This window comes from Marinobacter excellens LAMA 842, assembly GCF_001574445.1.
Taxonomy (GTDB): domain Bacteria; phylum Pseudomonadota; class Gammaproteobacteria; order Pseudomonadales; family Oleiphilaceae; genus Marinobacter; species Marinobacter shengliensis.
In genome coordinates this window covers 29,932-54,598 of sequence record NZ_LOCO01000006.1, presented here as the reverse complement: position 1 = coordinate 54,598, position 24,667 = coordinate 29,932, and the positions used below count along the sequence as shown (strand labels likewise).

Sequence of the window (24,667 nt, the reverse complement as noted above, 5' to 3'; positions counted from 1 at the left end):
AACTGTCAGCACGCTTATGCAAACAAAAAAAGGGAGGCATCAAGCCTCCCAAGGACACACAGTGGGTTGGTGCCGCCAAGTTACTAACGGCACCGGGTTCAGTGTTACTCGCTCTTCTCGGCGCCCGGGGCCTCCGGGTCGGAAGTGAATTTCAGTAAATGAGTGCGTTCGATCAGGTAGTAGAGAACCGCACCGGTCGCCAGGCCCCAGCCTGCGCCATACACCGCCAGAACCACACCCATGGTGCCGGCAATGCCTCGCTCGGTGTTGTTCTCCAGCTGCTCCAGGCCCACCATCAAACAAATGTAACCGGTCAGCAGCAGGGTCAGCGACAGCGCAATCGGCAGCACCGGCTGGAAGAAGCTCACCAGCGGCAGGACAAACAGGGCAATAAAGCCGGTAATCCAGAAAGTACCACCGCCGCTGTAGATGGAATCCATGGCGTTACGGCCATACTTGTAGCGTTCGGCCATGGTGGCGGTGACCGCTGTCCAGATTGGACCAGCAAGGCCAGGGTATGGCGCAAAGAACGCGTGGCCACCGTTACGGATAGCAGTTACCAGGTGAACACGGTCAATGCTGTTGTCGATGTCTTCGTCTTTACGCAGGTGGTCGACACGGTTCATCAGGGACTGCCCCACCACGATATCGCCGAAGGCAATCACGTAAGCGATAACCGCAGTCGGGATCGCATACAGGAAGATATTCAGATCCGGGAAACCTACGGTAAACGGCAGGTAGTTCCACAGCTGGTCAAAGGCCGGCTTGGTGATGCCCCACTGCACATCCGGTACAGCGTATTCACCAGTGGCAAAACCAACCAGGATCGCCACAACCATGCCCGGCACCATGCCGTAGTTGGCAATCTTGCGGGCAATATTGCTCTTATCGACGAAGCCCTTGAAGGACACCGAGAACATCAGGTAAAGACACACCAGGCCACCGACAATCAGGGAAATGGGCGTGTTGGCCAGACGGCCACCAGCCTCAATTTCGCCCATCAGGGCCGCAATACCCGCACCGATAATGATACCGCCCTTCATGGAGCGCGGAATCCACTCAACCAGTTTACTGCCCAGGCGGGTAACCCCCAGAATCAGGAAGATCAGGAACACCAGGAACTGCAGGGCGAACAGCGCCTGAATGGCCTCCGGGCCAGGCTCGTAGTCCGAGAGGAACAGCAGCACCACAGGAATACCCGGGGTTATCCAGCCGGGAACCAGTGGCACGCCCAGCAGCGCCGGCAGCATAAAACCGATACCGCAGATAACGACATAAGCCAGGGCCACCTCGTAGGGTACGCCGAGATAGGTTTCAAGCAGGGGAATCATCGCCAAACTGACCACGAACATGATCAGGGCCTGGACCATCTCTGCGAACTCCCAACGATAGTGGACGAACGGCAGACGGATTTTGAAAGGGCCCGCGGGCCAGAACGGCTGTTCTTCACCGTTTTTTCTGTGGAACATTTGCATTGCATTACCTCCGGGCACGCCGTTAAAGGGTGCCAGTCAATGTTGTTTTTGTGACGAGGTGTGGCGGCACCGAAAGATGCCGCCGTTCAGGGGGATTAGTTCAGATCTTTGGCCTGGTCCCGCAGCACGAACTTCTGGATCTTGCCGGTGGATGTTTTCGGCAGCTCCGAGAAGACCACGGTTTTGGGCACCTTGAACCGGGCCAGGTGCTCGCGGCAGAAATTGATGATGTCTTCTTCAGACACATCCCCTGCCTCTGGCTTGAGGGTGATGAAAGCACAGGGCGTTTCGCCCCATTTCTCATCCGGGCGGGCAACCACCGCCGCTTCCATCACCGCCGGGTGGCGGTAAAGGGTGTCTTCCACCTCGATGGTGGAGATATTCTCACCGCCGGAGATGATGATGTCTTTCAGGCGGTCCTTGATTTCCATGTAGCCGTCTTCGTGCCACACGGCCAGGTCACCGGTGTGGAACCAACCACCCCGGAAGGCTTCTTCCGTGGCACTGGGGTTCTTCAGGTAACCTTTCATCACGGTATTACCGCGCAGGAAGATCTCGCCAATGGTTTTGCCATCTTTCGGGACCGGCTGCATGGTGTTGGGGTCAGCCACCATGGTACCGCCCAGGGTGTGATAACGAACGCCCTGGCGCGCCTTGATCTGGGCACGCTCACGCAATGGCAGTTCATCCCATTCGGACTTCCAGGCACAGACGGTGACCGGACCATACACCTCGGTCAGGCCGTAAACGTGAGTCACCTTGATACCCATTTCTTCGATGGAGCCAATCACCTGGGCGGGGGGCGCCGCGCCGGCGGTCATGGACTTCACTTCGTGGTCGATACCGGCTTTCGCTTCCGGAGACGCGTTCAGCAGTGCGTTCAGAACAATCGGCGCGCCGCACATGTGGGTAACCTGGTGGTCACGGATCAGTTGCAGGATCTTCTCAGGGTCTACCCGGCGCAGGCATACGTGGGTGCCAGCCATGGCGGTGATGGTCCAGGGGAAACACCAGCCATTGCAGTGGAACATCGGCAGGGTCCACAGATACACCGGGTGCATACCCATGGACCAAACGGTCTGGTTACCCAGGGCATTGATGTAGGCGCCGCGGTGGTGATAAACCACACCTTTGGGGTTACCCGTGGTGCCGGAGGTGTAGTTCAGGGAAATGGCATCCCACTCATCGGCCGGGAAGCTCCACTGAAACTCGGGATCACCCTCCTGCAGGAAGGCTTCGTAATCGAGGTCGCTGACCTGGACACCCTCGCCGTACTCAGGATCGTCCACATCAATCACCAGGGGCTTGTGCTCAAGATGACGAACCGCATCTTTAACGACCTGGCCAAATTCGCGGTCGGCAATCACGACTTTCGCCTCACCATGCTCCAGCATGAAGGCAATGGCCTCGGCATCCAGGCGCACGTTCAGGGTGTTCAGTACTGCGCCGATCATGGGCACGCCAAAGTGGCATTCCACCATGGCAGGAATGTTGGGCAGCATCACCGCCACGGTATCGCCCCGGCCGATACCCCGGCCTTTCAGGGCAGAGGCCAGGCGCAGGCAACGGTCATAGGTTTCTGCCCAGTTACGACGGATGGCACCGTGGATGATGGCCGGATAATCCGGGTACACACTGGCGGTGCGCTCGATAAAATCAATGGGGGACTGAACTGCGTAGTTGGCATCCCGGGGCGCAAGGCCCTGGTCGAAGATCGAAGTCATTGGTGTGGTCCTCTAACTCAGATGTTGTTCTTATGGCATATTCAGAAGAATAGCCAAAGCAGCTATACTCCAGATTGCCCGAAATGGTAGAAGATAGAACAAATATTAGAAACTCTACTATGGTATTATAGGATTATTACTATAAATTTATGAGCAACCCTAAAAAAGCCCGCATTTTCAGCCAAATGGCCCCTAATGACCCACAACCCACTCTCATGGTCGGTCGCACATTAGAGGTCCTGGCCAGTAATCATGCGGCCGATTCCCTCGTCCAACGCGCAGAACTGGACCATCCGGAGCACCTTTTACCGGTGAACGCGGCAGCGCTTGTTAAATCAGCCCTGGAACAGGGCCGAGCCATTGAAAACGTGGAATCCCGGTTTGCCGACCATATTTTCCTGTGGAGCTTCATTCCGGATCCAGACAGCGGGGAAGTATTGGTTCGGGGCCGTGATGCCACCAACGATATCCTCACCCTGGAAGAAGCCGTTCGCTCCAACCGCCTGTATCGGCTGATTACCGAGAACACCACAGACCTGATCTCGCGGCATGCCCCGGACGGACGATTCATTGATGCCACGCCAGCGTCCTGGCGCCTGTTGGGCTACTGGCCGGAAGAGCTCCGGGGCAAGGCCCTGGAAGAGGTGTTCCAGGGGGAAAACGTGGCCGAGCAACTGGCCCTGACCCGCCACCGGCTGCGGGAAGACGGCTACGCCACCATGACGCTGGAGATTATTCACCGCAACGGCAGCCGCCGCTGGTTCGAGATTGCCAGCCGCGCCATCCGGGAGACCTATACCGGCGCCGTGGTGGAGGTGATCAGCGTATCCCGTGACATCACCGCCCGGGTGGAATCCGAGGAGCAGAACCGGCTGCTGGCAGATGAACTGGCCCACACGGCCCGCCTGGCTACCCTGGGTGAACTGGCTTCCAGCATTGCCCATGAGATGAATCAGCCACTGGCGTCAATTGTGAATTTCGCGTCCGCCAGCCAGCGCTTTCTAAAGGAAGCAGACCAACATCCCGCGAAGCTGCTGAAGGTAGACGACGGCCTGCAAAAGATCGTGCACCACGCCAACCGCGCCTCCGAGGTGATCAAACGTCTTCGGGCGTTCCTGCGTAAAGGCCAGAAGCGCATGGGCCCGGTATCCCTGAATTCGGTGATTACCGAGGTTGCACGCCTGTGCCAGTGGGAGGCAGAGAAGAACGGCGTCCGGATCTATGAGAACCTGGCCGCAGACTCCCCCACCATCACCGCAGACCCGGTGTTGCTTGAACAGGTGTTGATCAACCTGATCCGTAACGGCATCGAGGCCAATGTGGAAGCCGGGGCAGAGAAAGACAGTGCAGGCCCTTCCCGGATTGTGGTCAGCACCTGCGTCAACGACCAACAGGAAACCCTGATTCAGGTCATCGATGAAGGCCCGGGGCTGGACGACGAAGGCATCCGCCAGATGTTCCAGCCGTTCTACACCAGCAAGGCCAAGGGGCTGGGACTTGGGCTGTCCATGAGCCGTTCCATCATTGAGGGATTTGGCGGCTTTCTGGATGCCACCCGCACAGACACCGGCGGCCTTTCGCTGATCTGCCGGTTCCCTCCCGGCAACACCCGATGCACCCACAAACCAACCCAGGAGTAAGCCCCCGATGTCTGGTACCACCCAGTCAAACGCCAACACCGTTTACGTTGTTGATGACGATGCCGGTATGCTGGAGTCCACCCAATGGCTGTTGGAATCGGTCGGGCTTGAAGTCAGAGCCTACAGTGATGGCCGGCAGTTTCTGGATGCCGTGGAAGACCAACGCCCCGGTTGCGTGATTCTGGATATCCGGATGCCCGGCCTTGGCGGGCTGAATGTTCAGGAAGAACTGCAAAAACGGGGTTTGGAGATACCGATTATTTTTGTCTCTGGCCATGCCGATGTGCCCATCGTGGTGCGCGCCTTCAAATCCGGCGCCTTTGATTTTATCGAGAAGCCCTTCAATGAGCAGTTGTTACTGGACAGCGTGCAGCAGGCACTACAGGCACCCGCCGAACCCGAGCCACCCGTTCGCTCCGATGCGGATACCGAAGCGCTGATCAGCACCCTCACCCGCCGGGAACGGGATGTCTTTCTGCCCCTGGCCCAGGGCTACACCAGTAAGGAAATCGCCGAACAGCTGGATGTCAGCGTTAAAACCATCGACCTGTATCGGGCTCGGGTAATGAAGCGCCTGGGCGCAGAACGGCTGCCGGATGTCACCGGCATTGCCATTGCCGCTGGACTGCTCGACCCGGCAAATCTCAGAACCGGTCCGGGCTGACCCCGGACTGCACCTCCCGGGCGATGGCGCCCAAGCGGTCGACCGCGGCTTCAATCCGGCCGGTCCAGGGATTGCCGCCGTTCAGCCGCAGGCAGTTGTCGAACTTGTTGGCGGTGGAGAACATCCGTCCCGGGGCGACGTTTATATTCTCTCCCCGCGCCCGGTGATACACCTCGGTACCCGACACCCCCTCCGGCAGCTGAACCCAGAGCACAAACCCGCCCTGGGGCCGGCTCACCGCAGTGCCCTCCGGAAAGGTTCTGGCAATAGCCGAACGAAGCCGGTCTGTGGACTCCTTGTAGTGCTGCCGGGCCGAGCGTAAGTAACGGTCATAACCACCCTGTTCCAGAAAATGGGCGACTGCCAGCTGCGGGATGGTGGAAGTTGCCAGATTCACAAAATATTTGTGTTGCCGGGCGGCAGCCATATGCCGACCGGGGATCATCCACCCAAGCCGCAGCCCCGGAGAGATGGTCTTGGAGAATGAGCTGCAGTAAATCACGTTATCCGCCAGGTCAAAAGCTTTGGCCGGGCGCGGGCGCTCGCCGGTATGGAAAAGGTCGCCGTAGATATCGTCTTCAATCAATGGCACCCCAGCAGCCGCCAGCATGGACACCAGCTGTTGTTTGCGCTCGTCGCTCATCCGGGCACCCATGGGATTACTGTGGTTTGGCACCACCACGCAGGCTTTCAAGGGCCACTGCTCCAGGGCAAGCTGCAGGCCTTCAAGACTGATGCCGTCTGACGGGTGGGTGGGGATTTCAATCACCCGCAGGCCCACCACTTCCAGCGCCTGCAGGATGCCGGGAAACGAAGGTGACTCCACGGCGACGATATCCCCGGGTTGGGTCACTGCCCGCAGGGCCAGAATGATAGCCTCCTGGGCTCCGTTGGTGGCAAGCACATCATCTGGCGCAATGGGCACTCCGATGGTGGCCATTCGCTGCGCAATCTGGCGCCGGAACGATTCCTTGCCCGGAAACGCATAGTCGAGGGTTTCCAGGCCTCGCCTCGCCGCCCATAACGTGCTCTGCTGAATCTGCCTGACCGGCAGGTAGTCCGGGTGCGGAATGGCCGTGGCCAGGGGCACCATACGCTTTTGTTCATCGGCACACAGGTCCAGGGTCATTTCCCGGGCAGACACCGGTACCGGACGACTGCGCTGTTCCGTCATTCTTGGTTCCGGCAAATCCCGGGCTGGCCGGCGCACGAAATACCCGCTGCGTTCCCGGGCCTGCAGGTAACCTCGGGCTTCCAGAGTCTGGTGGGCCTGCAGCACGGTTGAAATACTGACACCGAACTGCCGGCTCAATACCCGCACACCGGGCACACGCTCCCCTTCCCGGTATACACCATCAAGGATCAGCGCCTGAAGCTGGTCCGCCACCTGGTTGTAGAGCATGCCCATCGTGTTCTCCGCCAAGCCGTGCTTTATAAGCTCTATTCCACCAGAACCGACGCCACTATGAGCAGTACAGTTTCCCGGCTTTTTCGGCAGTACAGTTTGCATTTTTCTGCATCTGTACCGATTCAATAACACTGTAGCTGAATCTGTTATGGAAATCCGATGAAACCAATAATGGTTGCTGAATCAGAAAAGGAGTTTCATCATGGCAACGGCAACCATCCCAAAACCCGACTCGCGTTCACCGCGCCGTGTTCACCGCGCCACCCGGAACGATGTACTGGGCCTCTACGCCACAGGGGGCACGCCGGCCGCCGGCACACTGATGACAGCCATGCAGGCCCTGGCCCGTGAGGGCATCCGTGTGATACCGGTTGGCAACCGTCACTGGGTTCTTCGGGGCGCTGCGCCGCTGCCAGAGATTCACTGTTACAGTGAGCAGGAGCTACATGGAATCTCAGTCTCACCAGCCAGACGCGTTCTACTAACAACCCACAAGGACAACCCATGAAGACCGATATCTACCAGGTGGATGCATTTACCAATGAACTGTTCCGGGGAAACCCTGCGGCGGTGATGCCCCTGAACAGTTGGCTTCCGGAGCAACAGATGCAGGCCATTGCCCTGGAGAACAATTTGTCCGAGACCGCTTTCCTGGTGCCACTCCCGGAGCAGGATGATGCAGATTTTCATATCCGCTGGTTCACCCCGACGGTAGAGGTGCCACTGTGCGGGCATGCCACCCTGGCGTCGGCCTGGGTGGTGTTCAACCGTCTTGGCTGGCAGCAAGACAGAGTTCGTTTCCAGTCGAAAAGTGGCCCCCTGGCGGTTACCCGCCGTTCCGATGACTGGCTGGAACTGGACTTCCCCAACCTGCCATTTGAACCCCGACCAACCCCGGAGTTAATCCGGAAAGCGCTGCCAAACGCCCCCCGAACAGGCGTTCTACGTGCCAAATGACACCAACTACATGGTGGTTCTGGATTCAGAAGCTGCAGTGACCGAAGCAGCCCCGAACCTGGCGTTGTTGGCAGAACTGGGCAATCAGGGGCTGATCGTTACCGCTCCAGGGACTCAGTGCGATTTCGTCAGCCGTTACTTCGCCCCAGGAGCGGGTATTGATGAGGATCCGGTAACCGGCTCCATCCACAGCGTACTGGTGCCCTACTGGGCTGAACAGCTCGGCAAACAAACACTGGAAGCCCGCCAACTCTCTGCACGCGGTGGCGTTCTGCGATGCGAGCTCAGAGGTGACCGGGTAGCGATCGCCGGCCAGGCGGCGTTTTACATGGAAGGGGCCGTTTACCTGCCCTGAGGCTGATATACTGCCCGCCATTTTCAACGAGTGGTGGGCAGTTCTATGGCAGGTTCAACATCCCGGTACGATGTCATCATCATCGGCGCAGGCGCTGCCGGGCTGATGTGCGCGGCCACCGCCGGTTATCGCGGCCGCAAAGTACTGGTGCTGGATCACGCCAACAAACCGGGCAAAAAGATCCTGATGTCTGGCGGTGGCCGCTGCAATTTCACCAATCTGAACAGCACGCCTGCGAACTTTCTCTCCGACAACCCGCACTACTGCATCTCCGCGCTAAAGCGCTATACCCCGCAGGATTTTGTGGAACTGGTGGACCGCCACGGTGTGGAGTATGAAGAGAAAGCGCCGGGCCAACTGTTCTGCAAAGACAGCGCGAAGGACATTCTCAACGTACTGCTGACCGAGTGCGAATGGGCCGGCGCCGAGATTCGCATGAACACGTCGGTGTCCGGCATTCGGCAAGCAGGCTCGGGCTTCTCCCTGAAGACCCGTGGTGGCACACTCGGTTGCGAATCCCTGATCGTAGCCTGCGGTGGGCTGTCGATTCCCACCATGGGTGCCACCGGCTTTGGTTACGAGATTGCCAGGCAGTTTGGCCTGAGCGTGCTGCCCACCCGCGCGGGGCTGGTGCCCTTCACCCTGCACCCGGACCTGAAGCAACAACTGGCGCCGTTGTCTGGCGTTAGCTGCCCGGTGGACGCCCACTGCCACCAACAACACTTCCGGGAACCCATGCTGGTAACCCATCGCGGCCTCAGTGGCCCGGCGATGCTGCAAGTGTCCAGTTACTGGCAGCCAGGCGATGCGGTACACATCAACCTGCTGCCGGCTGAGAACATTCACGAAGACCTGCTGGCCCTTCGCAACAGCAAGCCGCAATCCACCATCGCGCACTATCTGAATCAGCACCTGCCGAAACGATTCGCCCAGGCGTTTAACGACCTGCACGGCTGGAACGGCCCACTGCAGGGGTATCGCAACCAGGAACTGGAACAGGTTGCCGGCACGCTTGGCGACTGGACCATCAAGCCGGCTGGAACGGAAGGTTACAGAACGGCCGAAGTGACCCTGGGCGGTGTGGATACTCGCCAGCTATCCTCCAAAACCATGGCGGCCCTGGAGCATCCGAACCTGTACTTTATCGGGGAAGTGGTGGACGTTACAGGCCACTTGGGTGGGCATAATTTCCAGTGGGCGTGGGCCTCCGGGGTGGCGGCGGGTAACGTGGCCTGACAGGCCTCAGAGATACTTCTCGATCGACAGCCAGGACAACATCCGGGACGCCGCCCGGCGCCAGAATCCGCTCTCGGGTTCCTGATAAACCTCCCCATCCCGGGATTGCCACACCAGACTACCCTGCTCGTTCAGGCTCACCCGCCAGCTGTTCTCCGGCGCCATGGCGCGCTCAATATCTTCGGCTACCGCGCGCGCCAGTTGCGGGCTGCGAATCACCAGCACCGTTTCGCCGTTGAGATAGATCGAACGCAGGTTCACGTTGAACGAGCCAATAAACAACGTTTCCCGGTCAAACACCACGGCTTTGGAATGCAGGCTGACCACACCGTTATCACAGGCTTGTTCATTGGCCACCCAACGTTTACAGGCTGGCGCATCAGGGCGTAACTCGTACAGGTCAAAGCCTTGCTCCAGCATGTCACTCCGCCAGCGGGCGTAACCGGAATGATTGGTGACCAGATCGTTGGTGGCCAGCGAATTGGTGATCGCCGCTACCTTCAGCCGGTGGTTACCCAGATTGTCCAGCCCATTCAGCTGCTCGTCGGCCAGAATCAGATAGGCGGACTCAATCAGGATTTCCTTCCGGGCCGATTCGATCAGATCAAACAGGGCCTTTGCGGTGCTTCGCGGTTTGTCCGCCGGCGCTTCCAGGTCTTCCGGTGGCGGATCGAACACCAGCTCGGCCTCCGCCGTCACCGAGTCAGCGAACCACCCTGCCAGCAGGGATTCCGCCTGGTCCCTGCCCTGGGGTACGGGCGCAGCAAAAGGCAGCGGCTCGGTGGTGGCACGGCTGAGTCCGGATAAGCGGTCACCCGCACGCTCCGATTCCGGCAGCTCATACAATTGCCCCAGCGGGTAGGACCACGGGCTTTGCCAGTAGGCCTCAAAGTTATCGGTCATGGCGCCAGCCAGCGGCCCGAGTACCATGACGTCGCGATCCCGGAAATTCAGTTCCTGGTGCTCGTCAAAGTACTCATCGCCAATATTGCGGCCGCCGGTGATCCCTACATTGCCATCCACCACGAAGGTCTTGTTGTGCATGCGCCGGTTGATGCGGTCGAAGTCGGTGATGAACGACAGCCAGCGGCCAACGCCCTTGCGGGAAGGAGACGGATTGAAAATCCGGATGCTGATGGCCGGGTGGGCCTCCATCATGGCAAACAGGGATTCCTTGCCGGCCACATTGATGTCATCCAGCAACAGGCGAACCTGCACGCCCCGGTCTGCAGCGGCTACCAGGCGGCCAGCCAGGTACCGGCCGCTGGCATCGTCGTTCCAGATGTAATATTGGGCATCAATGCGCTGACTGGCGGTTTCAATCAGGGCGCTGCGAACCACAAAGGCATCGCGGCCCGTGTCGAGCAGCCCAAACGCAGAGAGTCGGGATTCGGGATCAAGGTGCATCCGGCGCTGATCCGTTGTGAAGGATTCTGCCTCCGAGGATACCGCCAAAACCGGGCCATGGTCGACCGGCGGCAGCCCCCTTGCGCAGCCGGCAAGCAGCCCCGCAAACAATAACAGGCTCAGCCTGGCGATCAACGGGACTACTTGCCGGGTCAGCATGGCCGGGGGATTCCTTGTCAGCGAATGATAACCAATGGTTTTTTAGCGGTTTTCAGCATGGTTGTGGTGGTACTGCCCACCAGGAACTGGCGAATTCTGGAATGGCCGTAAGCGCCCATCACCAGAATGTCGATATCATGCTCCTCCTGGTAAGCGTGCAATGCAGGCTCCACATCCCCAGCGCGAATGGCCAGGGTGATATCAACACCCAGCCCGGACAACATCTGCTCTGCCTTCTTGAGCTGCTCCCAGCGGTCTGCAGTGTCTGCACCAATCATCACCAGGTGCAGCGGCATGCCTTTGAGAACAGGGCTCTGGACAATCAACTCCACACCCCGGAAAGCGGTGGGGCTGCCGTCAAACGCCAGCATGGCACTTTTCGGTTCACTATAGTCATCCGGCACCAACAAAATGGAGCGGTGAACACTGCGAATAACCGTTTCCAGCTGGCTGCCGATGTGGATATCACGGTCAGAACTGCTTTCACCGTGCAGCCCCATGACAAACAGGCGGGTCTCTTTCTCAAGAGCCACCAGAGACTCGGTCAGGTTACCGTGGCGCTGGCGCTTGACGGCCTCCGCCGCACCGGCGGCTTTCACCCTGGTTTCGGCTTCATCCAGCATGTGATGGCCGTGCTCCAGCGCTAATTTGGCCCGCTTGCGATCCAGTTGTGCCAGTTCGTCCAGCAACTGCTCGCGGCTGCCAAGGCCGATGTTGCCCGCCAGATCCGGCTCCGCCGGGTAGCGTTCTTCGTCCAGAACATGCAAAAGCATCAGGGGCGTTTCCATGTGCCGGCTGGCCCAGGCTGCGTAATCGCATACTGCAGGTGCTGCCCGGGAGCCATCGATACAGGCCACTACTCGTAACATACTTGCCTCGCCTTGGTTGTCCGTCTGCTCGTTATTGTGGCTGCGAATGTCGTTCTTTTCATTGCTGTCGATCATTGTCAGTGACCCATCAGGCGGTCGACGGCATCCGGCTTATCATGAACACCGAAGCGGTCAACGATGGTGGCGCTGGCCTGGTTCAGGCCAATCACCTCAACATCGGAGCCTTCACGGCGGAACTTGATCACCGCCTTATCCAGCGCAGCCACGGCGGTGATGTCCCAGAAGTGGGCCCGGCTGAGATCTATTACTACATTATCGACTGCTTCCTTGAAGTCAAAGGATTCCAGGAACTTCTCTGACGAGCTGAAGAACACCTGACCTACCACGGTGTAGCGACGGGTCTCGGTGTTTTCATCCAGCTCAGAAGTCACCAGCATGTAGTGGCCAATCTTGTTGGCAAAAAACAGCGCCGCCAGCAGCACGCCCGCCAGCACACCAAAGGCCAGGTTGTGGGTAGCCACCACCACAATCACCGTTACCAGCATCACGATGTTGGTGGACAACGGGTGCTCCCTGAGATTGCGAATGGAGTCCCAACTGAAGGTACCAATGGAGACCATGATCATCACCGCCACCAGCGCGGCCATGGGAATCTGCACCAGCCACTTGTCGAGGACCAGCACCAGAATCAGCAGGAAGACACCGGCGGTTAGGGTAGACAATCGAGTGCGACCACCGGATTTCACGTTGATGATGGACTGGCCGATCATAGCGCAGCCGGCCATGCCGCCCAGCAAGCCGGAGCCGATGTTGGCAATGCCCTGGCCCTTGCACTCACGGTCACGGTCACTGGTGGTGTCGGTCAGGTCATCCACGATGGTGGCTGTCATCAGCGATTCGAGCAGGCCGACGACGGCCAGAGCAACCGAATACGGCAGGATGATCATCAGGGTTTCAAGGGTCAGCGGCACGTCCGGCCACAGGAAGATGGGCAGGGTATCCGGCAGTTCACCCATATCCCCAACCGTGCGGATATCCAGGCCCATCACCATGGCCACAAGGGTCAGGCCAACAATACACACCAGAGGCGATGGAATCAGCTTGCCCACGGTGGGAATCAGCGGGAACAGGTAGATAATGCCAAGGCCAGCGGCGGTCATGGCATACACATGCCAGGTCACATTGGTCAGTTCCGGCAACTGGGCCATAAAGATCAGGATAGCCAGTGCGTTCACAAACCCCGTGACCACAGACCGGGACACAAAGCGCATCAATCCACCCAGTCTCAGATAACCCGCCGCAATCTGTATGACACCAGTCAACAGGGTTGCCGCCAGCAGGTACTCAAGGCCGTGCTCTCTGACCAGCGTCACCATCAACAGGGCCATGGCGCCGGTTGCTGCCGAGATCATGCCCGGCCGGCCACCCACAAAGGCAATAATAACGGCGATACAGAAAGAGGCATACAAACCCACTTTCGGGTCCACGCCCGCGATGATGGAGAACGCAATCGCTTCCGGAATCAGCGCCAGGGCAACAACGACACCGGCGAGCAGGTCGCCTCGAATATTGGAAAACCAGTTTTGCTTGAGTGATTGCACCATGATTGGGGATATCCAACTGAACAATGAAAAATAAACGGCTCCATGCACACGGGCACGGGCGGGTGTCAGGAAACCTGAAAAAGAAGTCTGGGCGAGGCCAGTTAAGGGAGCATGAACGCTATGGCGGAAGGATCATCACGGTTATGGAATGCTTCGCTTGGATGAAAGTCAGATTACTGTCGAATCGGGGCGGCGAAGCTTACCAGAAGCGGGTCAGGAAAGTAAGGCAAGGGTGCCAACCGCCTCGCTGCCGCACACCTCAACCGGCTTTGCGAAAAGTCAGGTTGTAACGGCAAGAGCCCGTTAAAGGGTGGTGGCCCGCTTTGAGTGTCAGTACGCCGTGATAGAACAGCCGGGCCGGCCCTCCCCAAACCACCACATCGCCGTGCTCCAACGGGATTTTCAGGGGTTTGTCTGATCGCCTCGGCCCGCCAAACTGGAAGGTTATCGGCAAACCGAGGGAAACGGAGACAATGGGCCAGGAGAAATCCTGCTCGTCTTTGTCCTGGTGCAACCCCATGCGGGCGCCGCGCTGATAACGGTTGATCAGGCAGGCATCCGGCACAAATCCCCGATACCCCGCCGCCTCGGCAGAGTTCCGCGCCAGCGTTATAAAGGACTCGGGGATCTCAGGCCAGGGCAGGCCGGATTCCGGATCGGTGGACTGGTACCGGTAACCCGACCGGTCTGTCACCCAGCCCAGTTCGCCGGCACAGGTCATGGCGGCCGACATGCTGTGGCCGCCGGGCGTTACCATATGCCGAAACGGCGCTTTGCTGGCCACCTCACCAATGGCTTGTATCAGATCCGGGGCCGTGTTCCGGGCAAACCGGCGCAATACCACAACGCCCTCACCCACCAGTTCCTGCCAGGGTTCAGCATCACGGAAATCAAACAGATCTGTTGTCATAACCTGATCATTTTCATCAACATTCAAAACACCTCGGCGGTCAGGGTCTACACTCAGGATACCTGTTTTCCATTTAAGGCTCGCCCATGCTGCCGAACCGCCAGACCGCACAGGTGTCGCTCGCTTTTCTGATCGCGTCCGCCATCACTCTGGGCATGCTCATTCTCACCCTGGTGCTGGTGGGCCAGAGTTTCAGAGGCATGGAGCAGGCCAAACTAACAGCGGCAGAGGCCACGGCACGGCAACTGGCCACCAGCGTGGATGACCGTATCAACGCCATTACCCAGCCGCCCTCCACCGCCCTGGCAGTGCTCCGACATGACCCGTTAACGGGCGCAACCAACCTGGATGAACGGCTGGACCGACTGCCAGTGCTGGCCGATATTCTGTCCAGCAGCCCCATCGTCAGTGCTATTTACGCCGGTTTTGGTGACGGCGATTTCTTTCTCTTCCGCACCTTGAGCAGTTCGGGGGCCGTGCAGTTTCCGGATGCTCCCACTGGCAGTCACTTCCTGTTTCAAAGCCTCGAACGGGAAGATGAGCAACGGGTTGGGGTATGGCGCTTCTACGATCAGGGGCTAAACCTGATCGAGCATCGAGTGCTGGAAAGCTATGACTACGATCCCCGCCAACGCCCATGGTATCAGGCAGCCCAGAGCGTCAGCGAACTGCAGTTATCCGCGCCATACGTCTTCTTCACCACTCAGGAAACCGGGCTGACACTGTCTCAGCGGGCCAGTGCACAGCCTTCCACGGTCCTTGGCATTGACGTTACGGTGAACGATCTTGGCGCCCAGCTCGCCCAACTGCGCCAGACGCCCGGCAGCCAACTCGCCATCGTCAATGATCGAGGACAGTTGCTGGCCAGCTCAGAATTAGAGCAGGAGGCCGGTGCCGTTATCCAAACGGCCCGGCTGCAGCAAACGGAACGGGGCGTCGGCGGTTTTTCCGCAGAGGGGCGTGACTGGTATGGCGTTGCCGTGGCACTGGATGCCCTGCCGGATGAGTCACTGTCGATTGTGATTGCCATTCCCTCTGATGAACTGCTTGCAGAAGTCTGGGCCGCATTGGCCAGGCAAACCCTCATTGCTGGAGCCATCGCCCTGCTGTTGCTGGTCATCGGCTGGTTTATGGGGCGCCAGGTGGGCAAGCCGTTGGAGCAGCTGACAGACAGAGTCAGCCAGCTGTCACGCTTCCGATTCGATACCAAGGTTCGTTCCGAGTCTCACATCCGTGAGGCGTCGCAGTTGAGCATTGCGCTGGACGACATGGCCCATACCATCCGCAGCTTCCAGAACATTTCCACCGTACTGAACCGCGGCCAGGACCTGAACCAGCTGCTGCGGGATATTCTCGAGCAGATCGTTAGTATCGTGGGCCAGAAACGCGGTGCGATCTACCTGTTCAACATTCACGATCACAAACTCGAACTGACCGTGAATGGCGGCCTTGAAATACCCAAGGCACTCAGGTCTATTCCCCCTGCCGCCGATGACAACGAACTGATCCGTATTCTGCGCAGCCACATTCCCGGCCACTCGGTGTTTGCCATTCTCCGCAACCGCCGCCGCAAACTGATTGGCGTGTTGATTATCGAGATCGAGCACGGAGACAAAACAGAACTGAGCGATGACCTGATCCAGTTTGTCGACGAGATTGCCGGTTCTGCCGCCGTTGCCATCGAAACCCGTGAGCTGATCGAAAGCCAGCAGGCCCTGCTGGACGGCATCATTCAACTGGTGGCCAACGCCATCGACGCCAAATCACCCTACACCGGGGGCCACTGCGAGCGGGTGCCCAAATTGGCACAGATGCTGGCTGAACAGGCTGAGAGCGCCAGTGACGGCCCGTTTGCACGCTTCAGGATGTCCGAAGACGAACGTTATGAATTCCGCCTGGCCGCCTGGCTCCACGACTGCGGAAAGATAACCAGCCCGGAATATGTGGTTGATAAGGCGGTCAAGCTTGAGACCATTCACAACCGGATACATGAAATCCGAACCCGTTTTGAGGTGTTACACCGGGATGCCGACATCCAGTACCTGAAGGCGTGCCTGGAAGGGAAAGATTCTGACGAGGCGCGGCAACAACGGGATCAGTTGCAAGAAACCCTGCAGGAGGAATTCGCGTTTCTTGCGCGGGTCAATCAAGGCAGCGAATCCATGTCGGATGACGATGTCGCGCGCATTCACGAGATAGGCAGCCGCACCTGGCTACGGAACTTTAACGATCGCCTGGGCTTGTCCGGCGACGAACAGCAAGCTCTGGAACACCAGCCAACACCCGAGCTACCCGTTATGGAAACCTTGCTGGCTGACAAACCCGGCCACTTGCGCAGCTGGGGCGACAAACTTCCCCCGGTGCGCAAAGACGATCCCCGTAACCGCTGGGGGTTCGATATGACCTTGCCCGAGCACGCCTACAATCGGGGTGAACTGCACAACCTTACGGTGCGTTATGGCACCCTCACCGACGAAGAGCGATTCAAAATCAACGAGCATATCGTGCAGACCATTTGCATGCTGGATGCCCTGCCGCTGCCAGATCGACTGGCCAATGTGCCGAGGCTCGCCGGCACCCACCACGAGCGAATGGACGGTCATGGCTACCCCTGCAGGCTGACGGGTGAAAACATGAGCATTCCGGAAAAAATCATGGCAATCGCTGATGTATTCGAAGCCCTCACCGCGGTAGACCGCCCCTACAAACGCGGTAAAACCCTCTCCGAATCCTTGGGGCTGATGGCGATTATGGTGGACAAGGGGCACCTGGACAAGGACACCTTTAACCTGTTTTTGCAGTCCCGTATCTGGCTGACCTACGCGCAACAGCACCTGCGGCCGGAACAGATTGATCCGGTGGATGAAAGCCTGTTCATGAAGCCCTGACCAAAAACACGTATATTCTACGGACTGATTTACTCGCTAAGGATATCTGAATGCTGTTCGCAATGATTTTCGGTGGCCTGATCGGTTATGCCTTTGGCCGGTTTCCGGGATTCCTGGTGGGGGCTGCCATTGGCGCATTCCTGTTCCAGCGGATGAAGAGCCGGCTGATAGGCAAGATTCAGAGCCTGCAAAACAACTTCGTTGAATCCGTGTTTGCCGTCATGGGCGCCCTGTGCAAGGCCGACGGCGTGGTGACCCGGGACGAGATTCAACTGGCGGAGGCGATGTTTGAACGGTTTCGTTTGAACGAAGAGCAAAAAGCCATCGCCCGGGACGCCTTCAACCGTGGCAAGCAACCGGATTTCGACCTGGACGCGGAGCTCAACCGCTTTTTGCAGAACTCCGGCCGCCAGCCCGCGTTTCTGCAGATGTTCCTGCAGGTTCAGGTGTCGGCGGTGGCCGCAGATGGCCAGGTACACCCGGCCGAGCACGAGATGCTGGTGCGTATTGCCCGGGGCCTTGGCCTGCCAGAAAGCCAGGTAGACCAACTGGAGGCCATGCTGCGCGGCGCCCATGCCGGGCATGCCGGCGGCAGCCCGAACTACTCCTCGGGGCAGCAGATTGAGGACGCCTACAAGGTATTGGGGGTCTCCGCCTCTGCCTCCGATGCAGAGATCAAACGCGCTTACCGCAAGCTGATGAGTGAGAACCACCCGGATAAACTGGCCGGGCGCGGCATGCCCGAGAGCATGCGGGAGATGGCGGAAGAGCGCACTCGTGAAATCAGCCACGCCTACGATGTGATCAAAGACGCCCGAAAACAGGCATCCTGACGACAGACGTCAGAACCAACGGGGCACCTTTGCCCGGTAAACCTCATAGTCCTGGCCAAAGCGCTGAGCCAGGGCTTTTTCTTCCTCTTTTGCCTGGCGGGTAATCACCAGCACACCCGCCACCAGGCAAACCAGCGAAAACGCACTGGGCAATGCCAGAAAAAAGCCCAGCTGCCCGGTCATAACCGCCAGAAACAACGGATTTCGGGAACGGCTGTAGGGGCCTTGAGTCAGTAGCCTGGCCTTATCTGCAGTGGGTGCGATACCGGAGCGCCAGTCTTCGTGCATATACGCCTGCAGGTAATTCACCGCCGTAAACGATGCCAGCAGTAACACCGCACCGGCCAACAGAACCGGCCAGTGATACAGCCAGGCAAATACCCCGAGCCAGCCATCCAGGTCGACAAAAATCCGCGCCAGACACACCAGAAGAATCGCCGCCCGAAAGACATTGAAGATGTGGCGATGCCACCAGGTCGCTTTACCCCGGGCACCGTAATGAATGTGACTGAACCCCATACGGGCGTATAAGCCCAGTGTTCTGGCAGAGAACTGCAGGCCAATCATCAGAAAAAAGATGCCGAGAAACGTTCGGACAGCGGGTTCAATCAGATCCATTGATGCATTCTGGTTCAACAGGTTGGCCATCAGCTTACTGTCTGATTCCGGTTATTGAAAGTGATCAGAATCAATCTCCAGTTCGCTGGTTTTAACGAAGCATGTGACGCGATACCCAAAATGACATGCCATCACGTTTTCAGGTAGGTTATCGTTAGACGATCTGATCAGTCTGGAGTACACCATGCAGTCCGAGCACCAAGGTCCGTTCCATTGTTTCCGTGATGATGCCATGGGTGAAGATGACGCAACCGCACTGGCGGCGCGCATTCGTGCAGGTGAAGTGTCAGCGCTGGACGTCACGAAAGCCGCCATTGAACGGGCCGAAATGGCACAAGCGGTGATTAACGGAATGGTTGCCACGGATTACGACCGAAGCCTTTCACTTGCCCGGAGCCTCACAAAGCCTGAGGCCCCGTTTGCCGGTGTGCCCACGTTTATCAAAGACAACACCGACGTTCAGGGCCTGCCAACGCGCCATGGCTCGGCGGCCGTGCCCAGCAATACCGCCAGCAAAACCAGCCCGTTCGCTGAGCAGATGCTGGCACAGGGCTACCTGTGTCTGGGCAAGAGCACGCTGCCGGAATTCGGCTTCAATGCCACCACCGAGCCAGCCCATGGCGCCGCCACCCGTAACCCCTGGAATCTGCAATATTCCTCCGGCGCCTCCTCGGGTGGCGCTGCGGCCCTGGTGGCCGCCGGCGTTGTGCCTGTGGCCCATGCCAACGATGGTGGCGGGTCTATCCGAATCCCGGCGGCCTGCTGCGGGCTGATTGGGCTGAAACCCACCCGGGGCCGTGTGGTGGATAACGAGGCCGCCAAAACCCTGCCCATCAATATTGTCAGTGATGGAGTGGTCACCCGCTCTGTACGGGATTCCGCAGGCTTCATTGCAGCTGCGGACGAGTATTTACGCAACCCGGCCCTTCCCCGAGTGGGCCATGTGCAGGGTCCGTCAGGAAAGCAGCTGAGGATCGGAGTGGTTCTGGACTCGGTGACCGGCCACAAAACAGACCCGAAAACCCGCAAAACCGTGGAGGCCACCGCGCGCTATCTCGAGAAACTCGGGCATATCATCGAGCCGATGGATGTTCCCATTCCAGCGTCTTTTCCGGATGACTTCGCGCTTTACTGGGGGTTGCTGGCCTTCGGTGTGAAACTGCAGGGGCGCAAGTTGATGCACCCTCAGTTCGATAAGCGGCAAGTTGACGGGCTGACCAACGGGCTAGAGAGCATGTTCCGGAAGAAACTCTGGAAATTGCCCGCCGCGCTCTGGCGACTCAAGCGCTCGCAGCAGGACTATGCGCGGCATATGTCACAATACGACGCCGTGCTGACCCCGGTCCTCGGCCAGACGACACCGCCGCTGGGGCACCTGAGCCCGACCGTTCCATTTGATCAGCTGTTTGAGAGGCTGACCCGATACGTGTGTTTCACCCCACTCGCCAATACCACCGGCGCACCGGCGATCTCCGTACCCATGGCACTCACAGACGCGGGCCTGCCCGTTTCCGTTCAGTTCATGGCCCGCCATGGTGATGAACGCACCTTGCTGGAACTGGCTTATGCGCTGGAGGCTGACCATCGGCTGCCCCTGATCTCAAATCTGGGAGATAGACGCTACGCGGGCGATGTAGCCGTAATGGTCTGACCCTGATGCCGGTTCGCCACCACACGATTTCTGCCTTGCCCTTTGGCCTCATAGAGTGCCTCATCGGCGCAGGAAAAGATCTCCTTGGTGGCGTCGGCACGGGACGGTGACACACTGCACACGCCGATACTGACGGTCAGATGCAGTATTTCACCGGACACCCGGAAGGCGGTCTTCTCGATTTCCTTCCGAATCCGCTCTGCTACGCGCTCGGCACCATCTCCGGGAGTATCCGGCAGCAGTACCACAAACTCTTCCCCGCCATAGCGGGCAGCGAGATCCTGGGGGCGCGTCACGTGGCGCTTGATACACTGGGCCACCATTTTCAGACAATCGTCGCCGACCAGATGGCCGTAGGTATCGTTGAATTTCTTGAAATGGTCGATATCCAGCACTAGCAGTGACACCACTTCCTCAAACCGGTAGGCATGAACCACCGATGACTGGAACGCCTTGTCGAAATGCCCCCGGTTTTTCAGGCCCGTTAGCGGGTCTGTGGCATTCAATTCCAGCAACTGCTCGTTCAGGGTTTCCAGATCCCGGGTACGTTCCTGCACCCGCTCTTCCAGCATGGCGTTGGCCTCCTGCTGCACCCGCAGCGACTTCTCCTGAGCCAGGCGAGCCTTGCGTTCTTCACGCAGGAGCCTCTGCTGGGCGGCAAATGAACGCTTCTTCTCCCGGTTCAGGCGGTCTGCCAGGGCCAGTGAGAGCAGGATGACACCGAGTGCCGAGCCCACCTGAGTGGCATTCTCTGTCAGCAGGTTGCGCGGCAGGAAGGTGAACTTGTTCAGGGCCAGTACAATTCCCCCAGACAGCATGAACACCCAGGCAACGGTGTAATAGCGAGCCGCGGGATCTTTCTTGATCCAACGCATCACGCTCAGCACCAGCATGGTCGAACAGCCCACCGCAGCGATCAGAATGGTGGGCAGAATCATGTGCTTGTAGGGAATAAACAGACCTGCCCCAGCCATCAGGCCCGCGGCCATGATCATCGCCATGGTCCACCGGTTCAACAACGGGTGATTCTCACGGGTAACGCTGATAAAGCGGATACTGAAGGCCCCACCAAAGACAATCACCAGATTCAGAAACACAATAATGGACTGATCGTTCCACCAGGTGCCTTCCGGCCAAAGGTACTGGAAACCAACCCCGTGAAGACTGGCCAGAAACAGGGGCATGGTGGTGATGTAGCCAACGTAGTAGAGAAAACTGCGCTCGCCCACGGCCATGAACACAAACAGGTTGTACAGGATCATCACCAGAACAATGCCGTAGTAGATACCTTCCAGCATACTGCGGCCCTGGTCTGCCGCATAAAACGCATCCCGCTCCCAGAGTGTCAGCGGCACCTGCATGGAGCTGGTAGTGTCCACCCGGAGGTATACCGTAACTGTTTCATTGGCTGGCAACAGCAAAGGCACAACAAAATGACGGTGGTGGATGGGCCGGTCGTAGAACGGCCGCTTGTCGCCCAGCAGAAGAGGTTCTTGAGCGTCAGGGAGGTAGACTTCGATGTGGTCCAAGACCGGGTAACCAATTTCCATGAAATTGACGGCTTCCACTCCGGTGACGTTGGTCACTCGGAAACGGAACCAGTAAACATCATCGCTATAGCCGAAGTTCGCACTTTCGTCGCCACCGGCGGTCCAGGATTCATCTGGTAACTGAGTGACCTCCGAGAACGAGGTTCGCCCGTTTTCCAACCAGTAATCGACATGGGGCGCCAGCTCCAGTCGCTTCGAGTGCTTGTCCCAGGTTGCCGGCTCTGCCAACACTGACGATGGCAGCAAAAGACTGAGGGCAAGAATGAGCAGTAACGAGAGTCTTGGCACAGTGGGCCTCGGGTATAAGCATTTAGTGTAGTTATGTGCTTATCAACGAGTATGCACCAAGCTTGGGCGCGGCGCCTGCCGCTACTACCAATCGACGCAAAATGACAAAAAAAGATACACAATGGTTATTAATCAAACACTTTTAGCCAATTGTTAAACGGGGCCTAAGAAAACACTTCAAGCACCCGGAGAAAGCTCTCTTCCGGCTCGGATACCAGTGTCAGCTCTTCGCCGGAGACCGGGTGCAACAACGACAGCCGGGTAGCCGCCAGCATCAACCGGCCCTCGCCAAACCGTTCAGCAAAATACCGGTTATGGCGCCCCCGACCATGGTTAGCATCACCGATGATGGGGTGGTTGATGTGTTTCATATGGCGGCGTAGCTGATGCTTTCGGCCGGTTTTCGGGTATAGCTCCACCAGGCTGTACCGGCTGGAGGGATAGCGTTCAATGGCCACCGGAATCTCAGTGGTCGCCAGCCTTCGGAAGTGAGTAAGCGCTTCCCGCACAGGCTGTTCGGTTCCACGTAAACGCCGGTCTTCCGGCTCATCCTTCAGCGGGTGGTCAATCACGCCGGACTCGGGCGCCCACCCCCTCACCATCGCCAGATACGTTTTCTCCACCTCGCCCGCCATCATGGCCTGCCCAACAAGGCGAGCAGTCTCCGGATCTCTGGCAAACAGCAAAACACCCGAGGTGGGCCGGTCCAGGCGATGCACCGGGTACACATGCTCGCCGCCATTCAGCGCACGGGCGTATTGCAGGGCAAACTCGGTTTCGTGTTTGTCGATGGGGCTTCTATGAACCAGAAGCCCCGCCGGTTTGTGGACCGCCAGCAGCCACTGATCGCGATAAAGTTCGACAAGAGGGTTGTCGGCGAATGGCATCAGGAATCCCGACCGAACAACGCCCGAACCCGCTGGCCGGCTTTTTCGCCCAACACCAGCAGCGCCGGCGTCAGGAGCAATGTCAGCAGCGTGGCAAAGGCAAGGCCACCGGCAATGGCGCTGGACAGCTGCGTCCACCACTGCGTTGAAGGGGCGCCCAGCCCGAGCGACGGCTCCAGCAGGTTGACGTTGACGCCCAGCACCATGGGCATCAGGCCCAGAATGGTGGTAACGGCAGTCAGCAGCACCGGGCGCAAACGTAGGCAGCCGGTCTCCAGGGCGGCCTCGTAGGCGGCCTTGCCCTCTTTCTTCATCTGGTTGAAGGTATCAATCAGGATGATGTTGTTGTTCACCACAATGCCTGCCAGGGCGATGATTCCCATACCCACCATCACCACCCCGAAGGACTGGCCGTTGACCAGCAGGCCCAGCAGCACGCCGGCGGTCGACAGCACAATCGCCGACAGGATCAGGAAAGTCTGGTAGAGAGAGTTAAACTGGGTAACCAGTATCAGCAGCATCAGGCCCACCGCCACCAGAAAAGCTGTGGTCAGGAAAGTGGCCGCCTGCTGCTGGTCTTCGTTTTCGCCGGCGAAGCGAACGCTTACCCCCTCCGGCGGCTCTGGCATTTCGGCCTGCAGGCTGCGCAAGACCTCATCCATGCGTCGGCCCGGGGCAACATCGGATTTGATGGTGATGGTGCGCTGGCCGTCTACCCGGACAATGGAGCCGGTTTTATCACCCGGTTCGAGGCTGACAAATTCCGACAGTGGCACCTGGCCGCGCGGGGTGTGGATGGTCTGGCGTTGCAGGTGGTCCAGCTCCCGCCAGTTGTTTGGAACCCGCACGGCAATATCGACTTCATCCCGGACATCTTCCGGCCGGTAGGTGGCCAGCACCAGGCCATTGGTGACCAGGCGCACGGCACTGCCTATGCTCAACACGTCGGTACCGAAGCGGGCCGCCGCTTCCCGGTCCACCTGCAGGCGCCACTCGATACCCGGCAGGCTGCGGTCATCCTCGATATCGGCGAAGCCACCCAATGCTCGCATCTGCCGCTGAATCTCATCCACATACTCATTCAGCTCGTCACTGTTCATACTGCTGACCTGAAGCTCTATGGGCTTGCCCTCTGCCGGGCCACCTTCCTGCTTGCGAAACTCCAGCTCGATACCAGGGATATCCCTGGTTCGTTCCCGAAAATCCTCCAGAATGTCGGTGGCGGTGCGGCGGGTAAACCAGTCGTTGAACTGGAACTGCAACACCCCGATGACATCCGGCGCCAGCTGGCTGCTGGTTGACAGCATGGAACGCGCATACAGAGCTTTTACTTCCGGCATATTCTGCAAGCGCTGCTCCACCTGGCGCACAATGGCGTCTCGCTCCCACACAGATAGATCACCCCGGGCACGCACCTGCACCTGGGCAGAGTCCGGTTCCACACTCGGGAAAAATTCCACGCCGTGGTTGAAACGGCCATAGGCGGCGTAAATCAGGATAATCACTCCCAACGCACCCAACAGGGTCAACCCCGGGCGGCGCAGCAAGGTGCCAAGGGTACTGCGGTAAATGACCATGAACCG

The 24,667-nt window shown here is 58.7% G+C and carries 18 protein-coding genes and 1 pseudogene; 8 read left to right on the top strand and 11 right to left on the bottom strand.

What is annotated here, in order from left to right; translation table 11 throughout:
* Positions 1 to 104: 104 nt before the first annotated feature.
* Both J122_RS07315 and J122_RS07310 read right to left on the bottom strand, forming a co-directional pair.
* Positions 105 to 1,475, bottom strand: coding sequence for a solute carrier family 23 protein (locus J122_RS07315; protein ID WP_061331679.1), 1,371 nt, complete (start codon positions 1,473 to 1,475; stop codon positions 105 to 107).
* Positions 1,476 to 1,570: 95 nt separating this feature from the next.
* Complete coding sequence (locus J122_RS07310) at positions 1,571 to 3,199, bottom strand: acyl-CoA synthetase (protein ID WP_061331678.1); 1,629 nt, start codon at positions 3,197 to 3,199, stop codon at positions 1,571 to 1,573.
* 149 nt (positions 3,200 to 3,348) lie between these two features.
* Here J122_RS07310 and J122_RS07305 point away from each other — a divergent pair, with 149 nt between their 5' ends.
* Both J122_RS07305 and J122_RS07300 read left to right on the top strand, forming a co-directional pair.
* A complete protein-coding gene (locus J122_RS07305) occupies positions 3,349 to 4,839 on the top strand; it encodes a sensor histidine kinase (protein ID WP_061331677.1) in 1,491 nt (496 codons plus the stop codon).
* Positions 4,840 to 4,846: 7 nt separating this feature from the next.
* Entirely contained in the window at positions 4,847 to 5,503 is a 657-nt protein-coding gene (locus tag J122_RS07300; RefSeq protein WP_061331676.1) for a response regulator transcription factor, read from the top strand.
* Here the strand turns inward: J122_RS07300 and J122_RS07295 are convergent.
* On the bottom strand, positions 5,484 to 6,911 hold the full coding sequence (locus J122_RS07295) for a PLP-dependent aminotransferase family protein (protein WP_061331675.1): 1,428 nt from the start codon (positions 6,909 to 6,911) through the stop codon (positions 5,484 to 5,486). The genes J122_RS07300 and J122_RS07295 overlap by 20 nt on opposite strands.
* A 202-nt stretch (positions 6,912 to 7,113) precedes the next feature.
* On the opposite strand from J122_RS07295, the gene J122_RS07290 reads away from it, so the two are divergent.
* The 3 genes and pseudogenes from J122_RS07290 (at position 7,114) to J122_RS07280 (ending at position 9,459) form a co-directional block, all read left to right on the top strand.
* On the top strand, positions 7,114 to 7,419 hold the full coding sequence (locus J122_RS07290) for a hypothetical protein (RefSeq protein ID WP_061331674.1): 306 nt from the start codon (positions 7,114 to 7,116) through the stop codon (positions 7,417 to 7,419).
* Positions 7,416 to 8,223: pseudogene (locus tag J122_RS07285) on the top strand (PhzF family phenazine biosynthesis protein). The gene J122_RS07290 and the pseudogene J122_RS07285 overlap by 4 nt, the downstream one beginning before the upstream one ends.
* A gap of 45 nt (positions 8,224 to 8,268) precedes the next feature.
* Positions 8,269 to 9,459, top strand: a complete 1,191-nt coding sequence (locus J122_RS07280) for an NAD(P)/FAD-dependent oxidoreductase (RefSeq protein ID WP_061331673.1) — start codon at positions 8,269 to 8,271, stop codon at positions 9,457 to 9,459.
* Positions 9,460 to 9,465: 6 nt separating this feature from the next.
* On the opposite strand, the gene J122_RS07275 is transcribed toward J122_RS07280, so the two are convergent.
* From J122_RS07275 to alkB, 4 genes are all read right to left on the bottom strand, one after another.
* The gene (locus J122_RS07275; protein ID WP_227510117.1) at positions 9,466 to 11,025 is read right to left on the bottom strand and encodes a phospholipase D family protein; all 1,560 of its coding nucleotides are present in this window, start codon (positions 11,023 to 11,025) and stop codon (positions 9,466 to 9,468) included.
* A 17-nt stretch (positions 11,026 to 11,042) separates the two neighbouring features.
* Positions 11,043 to 11,894, bottom strand: a complete 852-nt coding sequence (locus J122_RS07270; protein ID WP_227510132.1) for a universal stress protein — start codon at positions 11,892 to 11,894, stop codon at positions 11,043 to 11,045.
* A 77-nt stretch (positions 11,895 to 11,971) separates the two neighbouring features.
* Complete coding sequence (locus J122_RS07265) at positions 11,972 to 13,459, bottom strand: SulP family inorganic anion transporter (protein WP_061331671.1); 1,488 nt, start codon at positions 13,457 to 13,459, stop codon at positions 11,972 to 11,974.
* Between the two features lie 259 nt (positions 13,460 to 13,718).
* On the bottom strand, positions 13,719 to 14,369 hold the full coding sequence (gene alkB, locus J122_RS07260; RefSeq protein ID WP_061331767.1) for a DNA oxidative demethylase AlkB: 651 nt from the start codon (positions 14,367 to 14,369) through the stop codon (positions 13,719 to 13,721).
* An 86-nt stretch (positions 14,370 to 14,455) separates the two neighbouring features.
* Between alkB and J122_RS07255 the strand changes: the two genes are divergently transcribed.
* Both J122_RS07255 and djlA read left to right on the top strand, forming a co-directional pair.
* Entirely contained in the window at positions 14,456 to 17,257 is a 2,802-nt protein-coding gene (locus J122_RS07255; RefSeq protein WP_061331670.1) for an HD domain-containing phosphohydrolase, read from the top strand.
* Between the two features lie 50 nt (positions 17,258 to 17,307).
* Positions 17,308 to 18,090 carry a co-chaperone DjlA gene (djlA, locus tag J122_RS07250; RefSeq protein WP_058093084.1) on the top strand — a complete coding sequence of 261 codons (783 nt, stop codon included), beginning with the start codon at positions 17,308 to 17,310 and terminating at the stop codon, positions 18,088 to 18,090.
* A 9-nt stretch (positions 18,091 to 18,099) separates the two neighbouring features.
* Here the strand turns inward: djlA and J122_RS07245 are convergent, their stop codons facing one another.
* Complete coding sequence (locus tag J122_RS07245) at positions 18,100 to 18,708, bottom strand: methyltransferase family protein (RefSeq protein ID WP_061331766.1); 609 nt, start codon at positions 18,706 to 18,708, stop codon at positions 18,100 to 18,102.
* A 184-nt stretch (positions 18,709 to 18,892) separates the two neighbouring features.
* Here J122_RS07245 and J122_RS07240 point away from each other — a divergent pair, with 184 nt between their 5' ends.
* Positions 18,893 to 20,359: an amidase gene (locus J122_RS07240; protein WP_061331669.1), complete on the top strand. Its 1,467-nt coding sequence runs from the start codon at positions 18,893 to 18,895 to the stop codon at positions 20,357 to 20,359.
* Here J122_RS07240 and J122_RS07235 read toward each other — a convergent pair.
* The 3 genes from J122_RS07235 to J122_RS07225 all read right to left on the bottom strand — a co-directional run.
* Positions 20,329 to 22,197 (bottom strand): diguanylate cyclase, encoded by a 1,869-nt coding sequence (locus J122_RS07235; protein ID WP_061331668.1) that lies wholly within the window; start codon positions 22,195 to 22,197, stop codon positions 20,329 to 20,331. The two genes, J122_RS07240 and J122_RS07235, sit on opposite strands and share 31 nt — an antisense overlap.
* 164 nt (positions 22,198 to 22,361) lie before the next feature.
* Complete coding sequence (locus tag J122_RS07230; protein WP_061331667.1) at positions 22,362 to 23,084, bottom strand: pseudouridine synthase; 723 nt, start codon at positions 23,082 to 23,084, stop codon at positions 22,362 to 22,364.
* A partial coding sequence (locus J122_RS07225) for an efflux RND transporter permease subunit (RefSeq protein ID WP_156471736.1) occupies positions 23,084 to 24,667 on the bottom strand: 1,584 nt, incomplete at its 5' end. The genes J122_RS07230 and J122_RS07225, both read right to left, overlap by 1 nt.

Bases quoted from the DNA above. Each gene is read 5' to 3' on its own strand.
- J122_RS07315 (WP_061331679.1), bottom strand. From the start codon at position 1,475: ATGCAAATGTTCCACAGAAAAAACGGTGAAGAACAGCCGTTCTGGCCC.
- J122_RS07310 (WP_061331678.1), bottom strand. From the start codon at position 3,199: ATGACTTCGATCTTCGACCAGGGCCTTGCGCCCCGGGATGCCAACTAC.
- J122_RS07305 (WP_061331677.1), top strand. From the start codon at position 3,349: ATGAGCAACCCTAAAAAAGCCCGCATTTTCAGCCAAATGGCCCCTAAT.
- J122_RS07300 (WP_061331676.1), top strand. From the start codon at position 4,847: ATGTCTGGTACCACCCAGTCAAACGCCAACACCGTTTACGTTGTTGAT.
- J122_RS07295 (WP_061331675.1), bottom strand. From the start codon at position 6,911: ATGGGCATGCTCTACAACCAGGTGGCGGACCAGCTTCAGGCGCTGATC.
- J122_RS07290 (WP_061331674.1), top strand. From the start codon at position 7,114: ATGGCAACGGCAACCATCCCAAAACCCGACTCGCGTTCACCGCGCCGT.
- J122_RS07280 (WP_061331673.1), top strand. From the start codon at position 8,269: ATGGCAGGTTCAACATCCCGGTACGATGTCATCATCATCGGCGCAGGC.
- J122_RS07275 (WP_227510117.1), bottom strand. From the start codon at position 11,025: ATGCTGACCCGGCAAGTAGTCCCGTTGATCGCCAGGCTGAGCCTGTTA.
- J122_RS07270 (WP_227510132.1), bottom strand. From the start codon at position 11,894: ATGTTACGAGTAGTGGCCTGTATCGATGGCTCCCGGGCAGCACCTGCA.
- J122_RS07265 (WP_061331671.1), bottom strand. From the start codon at position 13,459: ATGGTGCAATCACTCAAGCAAAACTGGTTTTCCAATATTCGAGGCGAC.
- alkB (WP_061331767.1), bottom strand. From the start codon at position 14,369: ATGACAACAGATCTGTTTGATTTCCGTGATGCTGAACCCTGGCAGGAA.
- J122_RS07255 (WP_061331670.1), top strand. From the start codon at position 14,456: ATGCTGCCGAACCGCCAGACCGCACAGGTGTCGCTCGCTTTTCTGATC.
- djlA (WP_058093084.1), top strand. From the start codon at position 17,308: ATGCTGTTCGCAATGATTTTCGGTGGCCTGATCGGTTATGCCTTTGGC.
- J122_RS07245 (WP_061331766.1), bottom strand. From the start codon at position 18,708: ATGGATCTGATTGAACCCGCTGTCCGAACGTTTCTCGGCATCTTTTTT.
- J122_RS07240 (WP_061331669.1), top strand. From the start codon at position 18,893: ATGCAGTCCGAGCACCAAGGTCCGTTCCATTGTTTCCGTGATGATGCC.
- J122_RS07230 (WP_061331667.1), bottom strand. From the start codon at position 23,084: ATGCCATTCGCCGACAACCCTCTTGTCGAACTTTATCGCGATCAGTGG.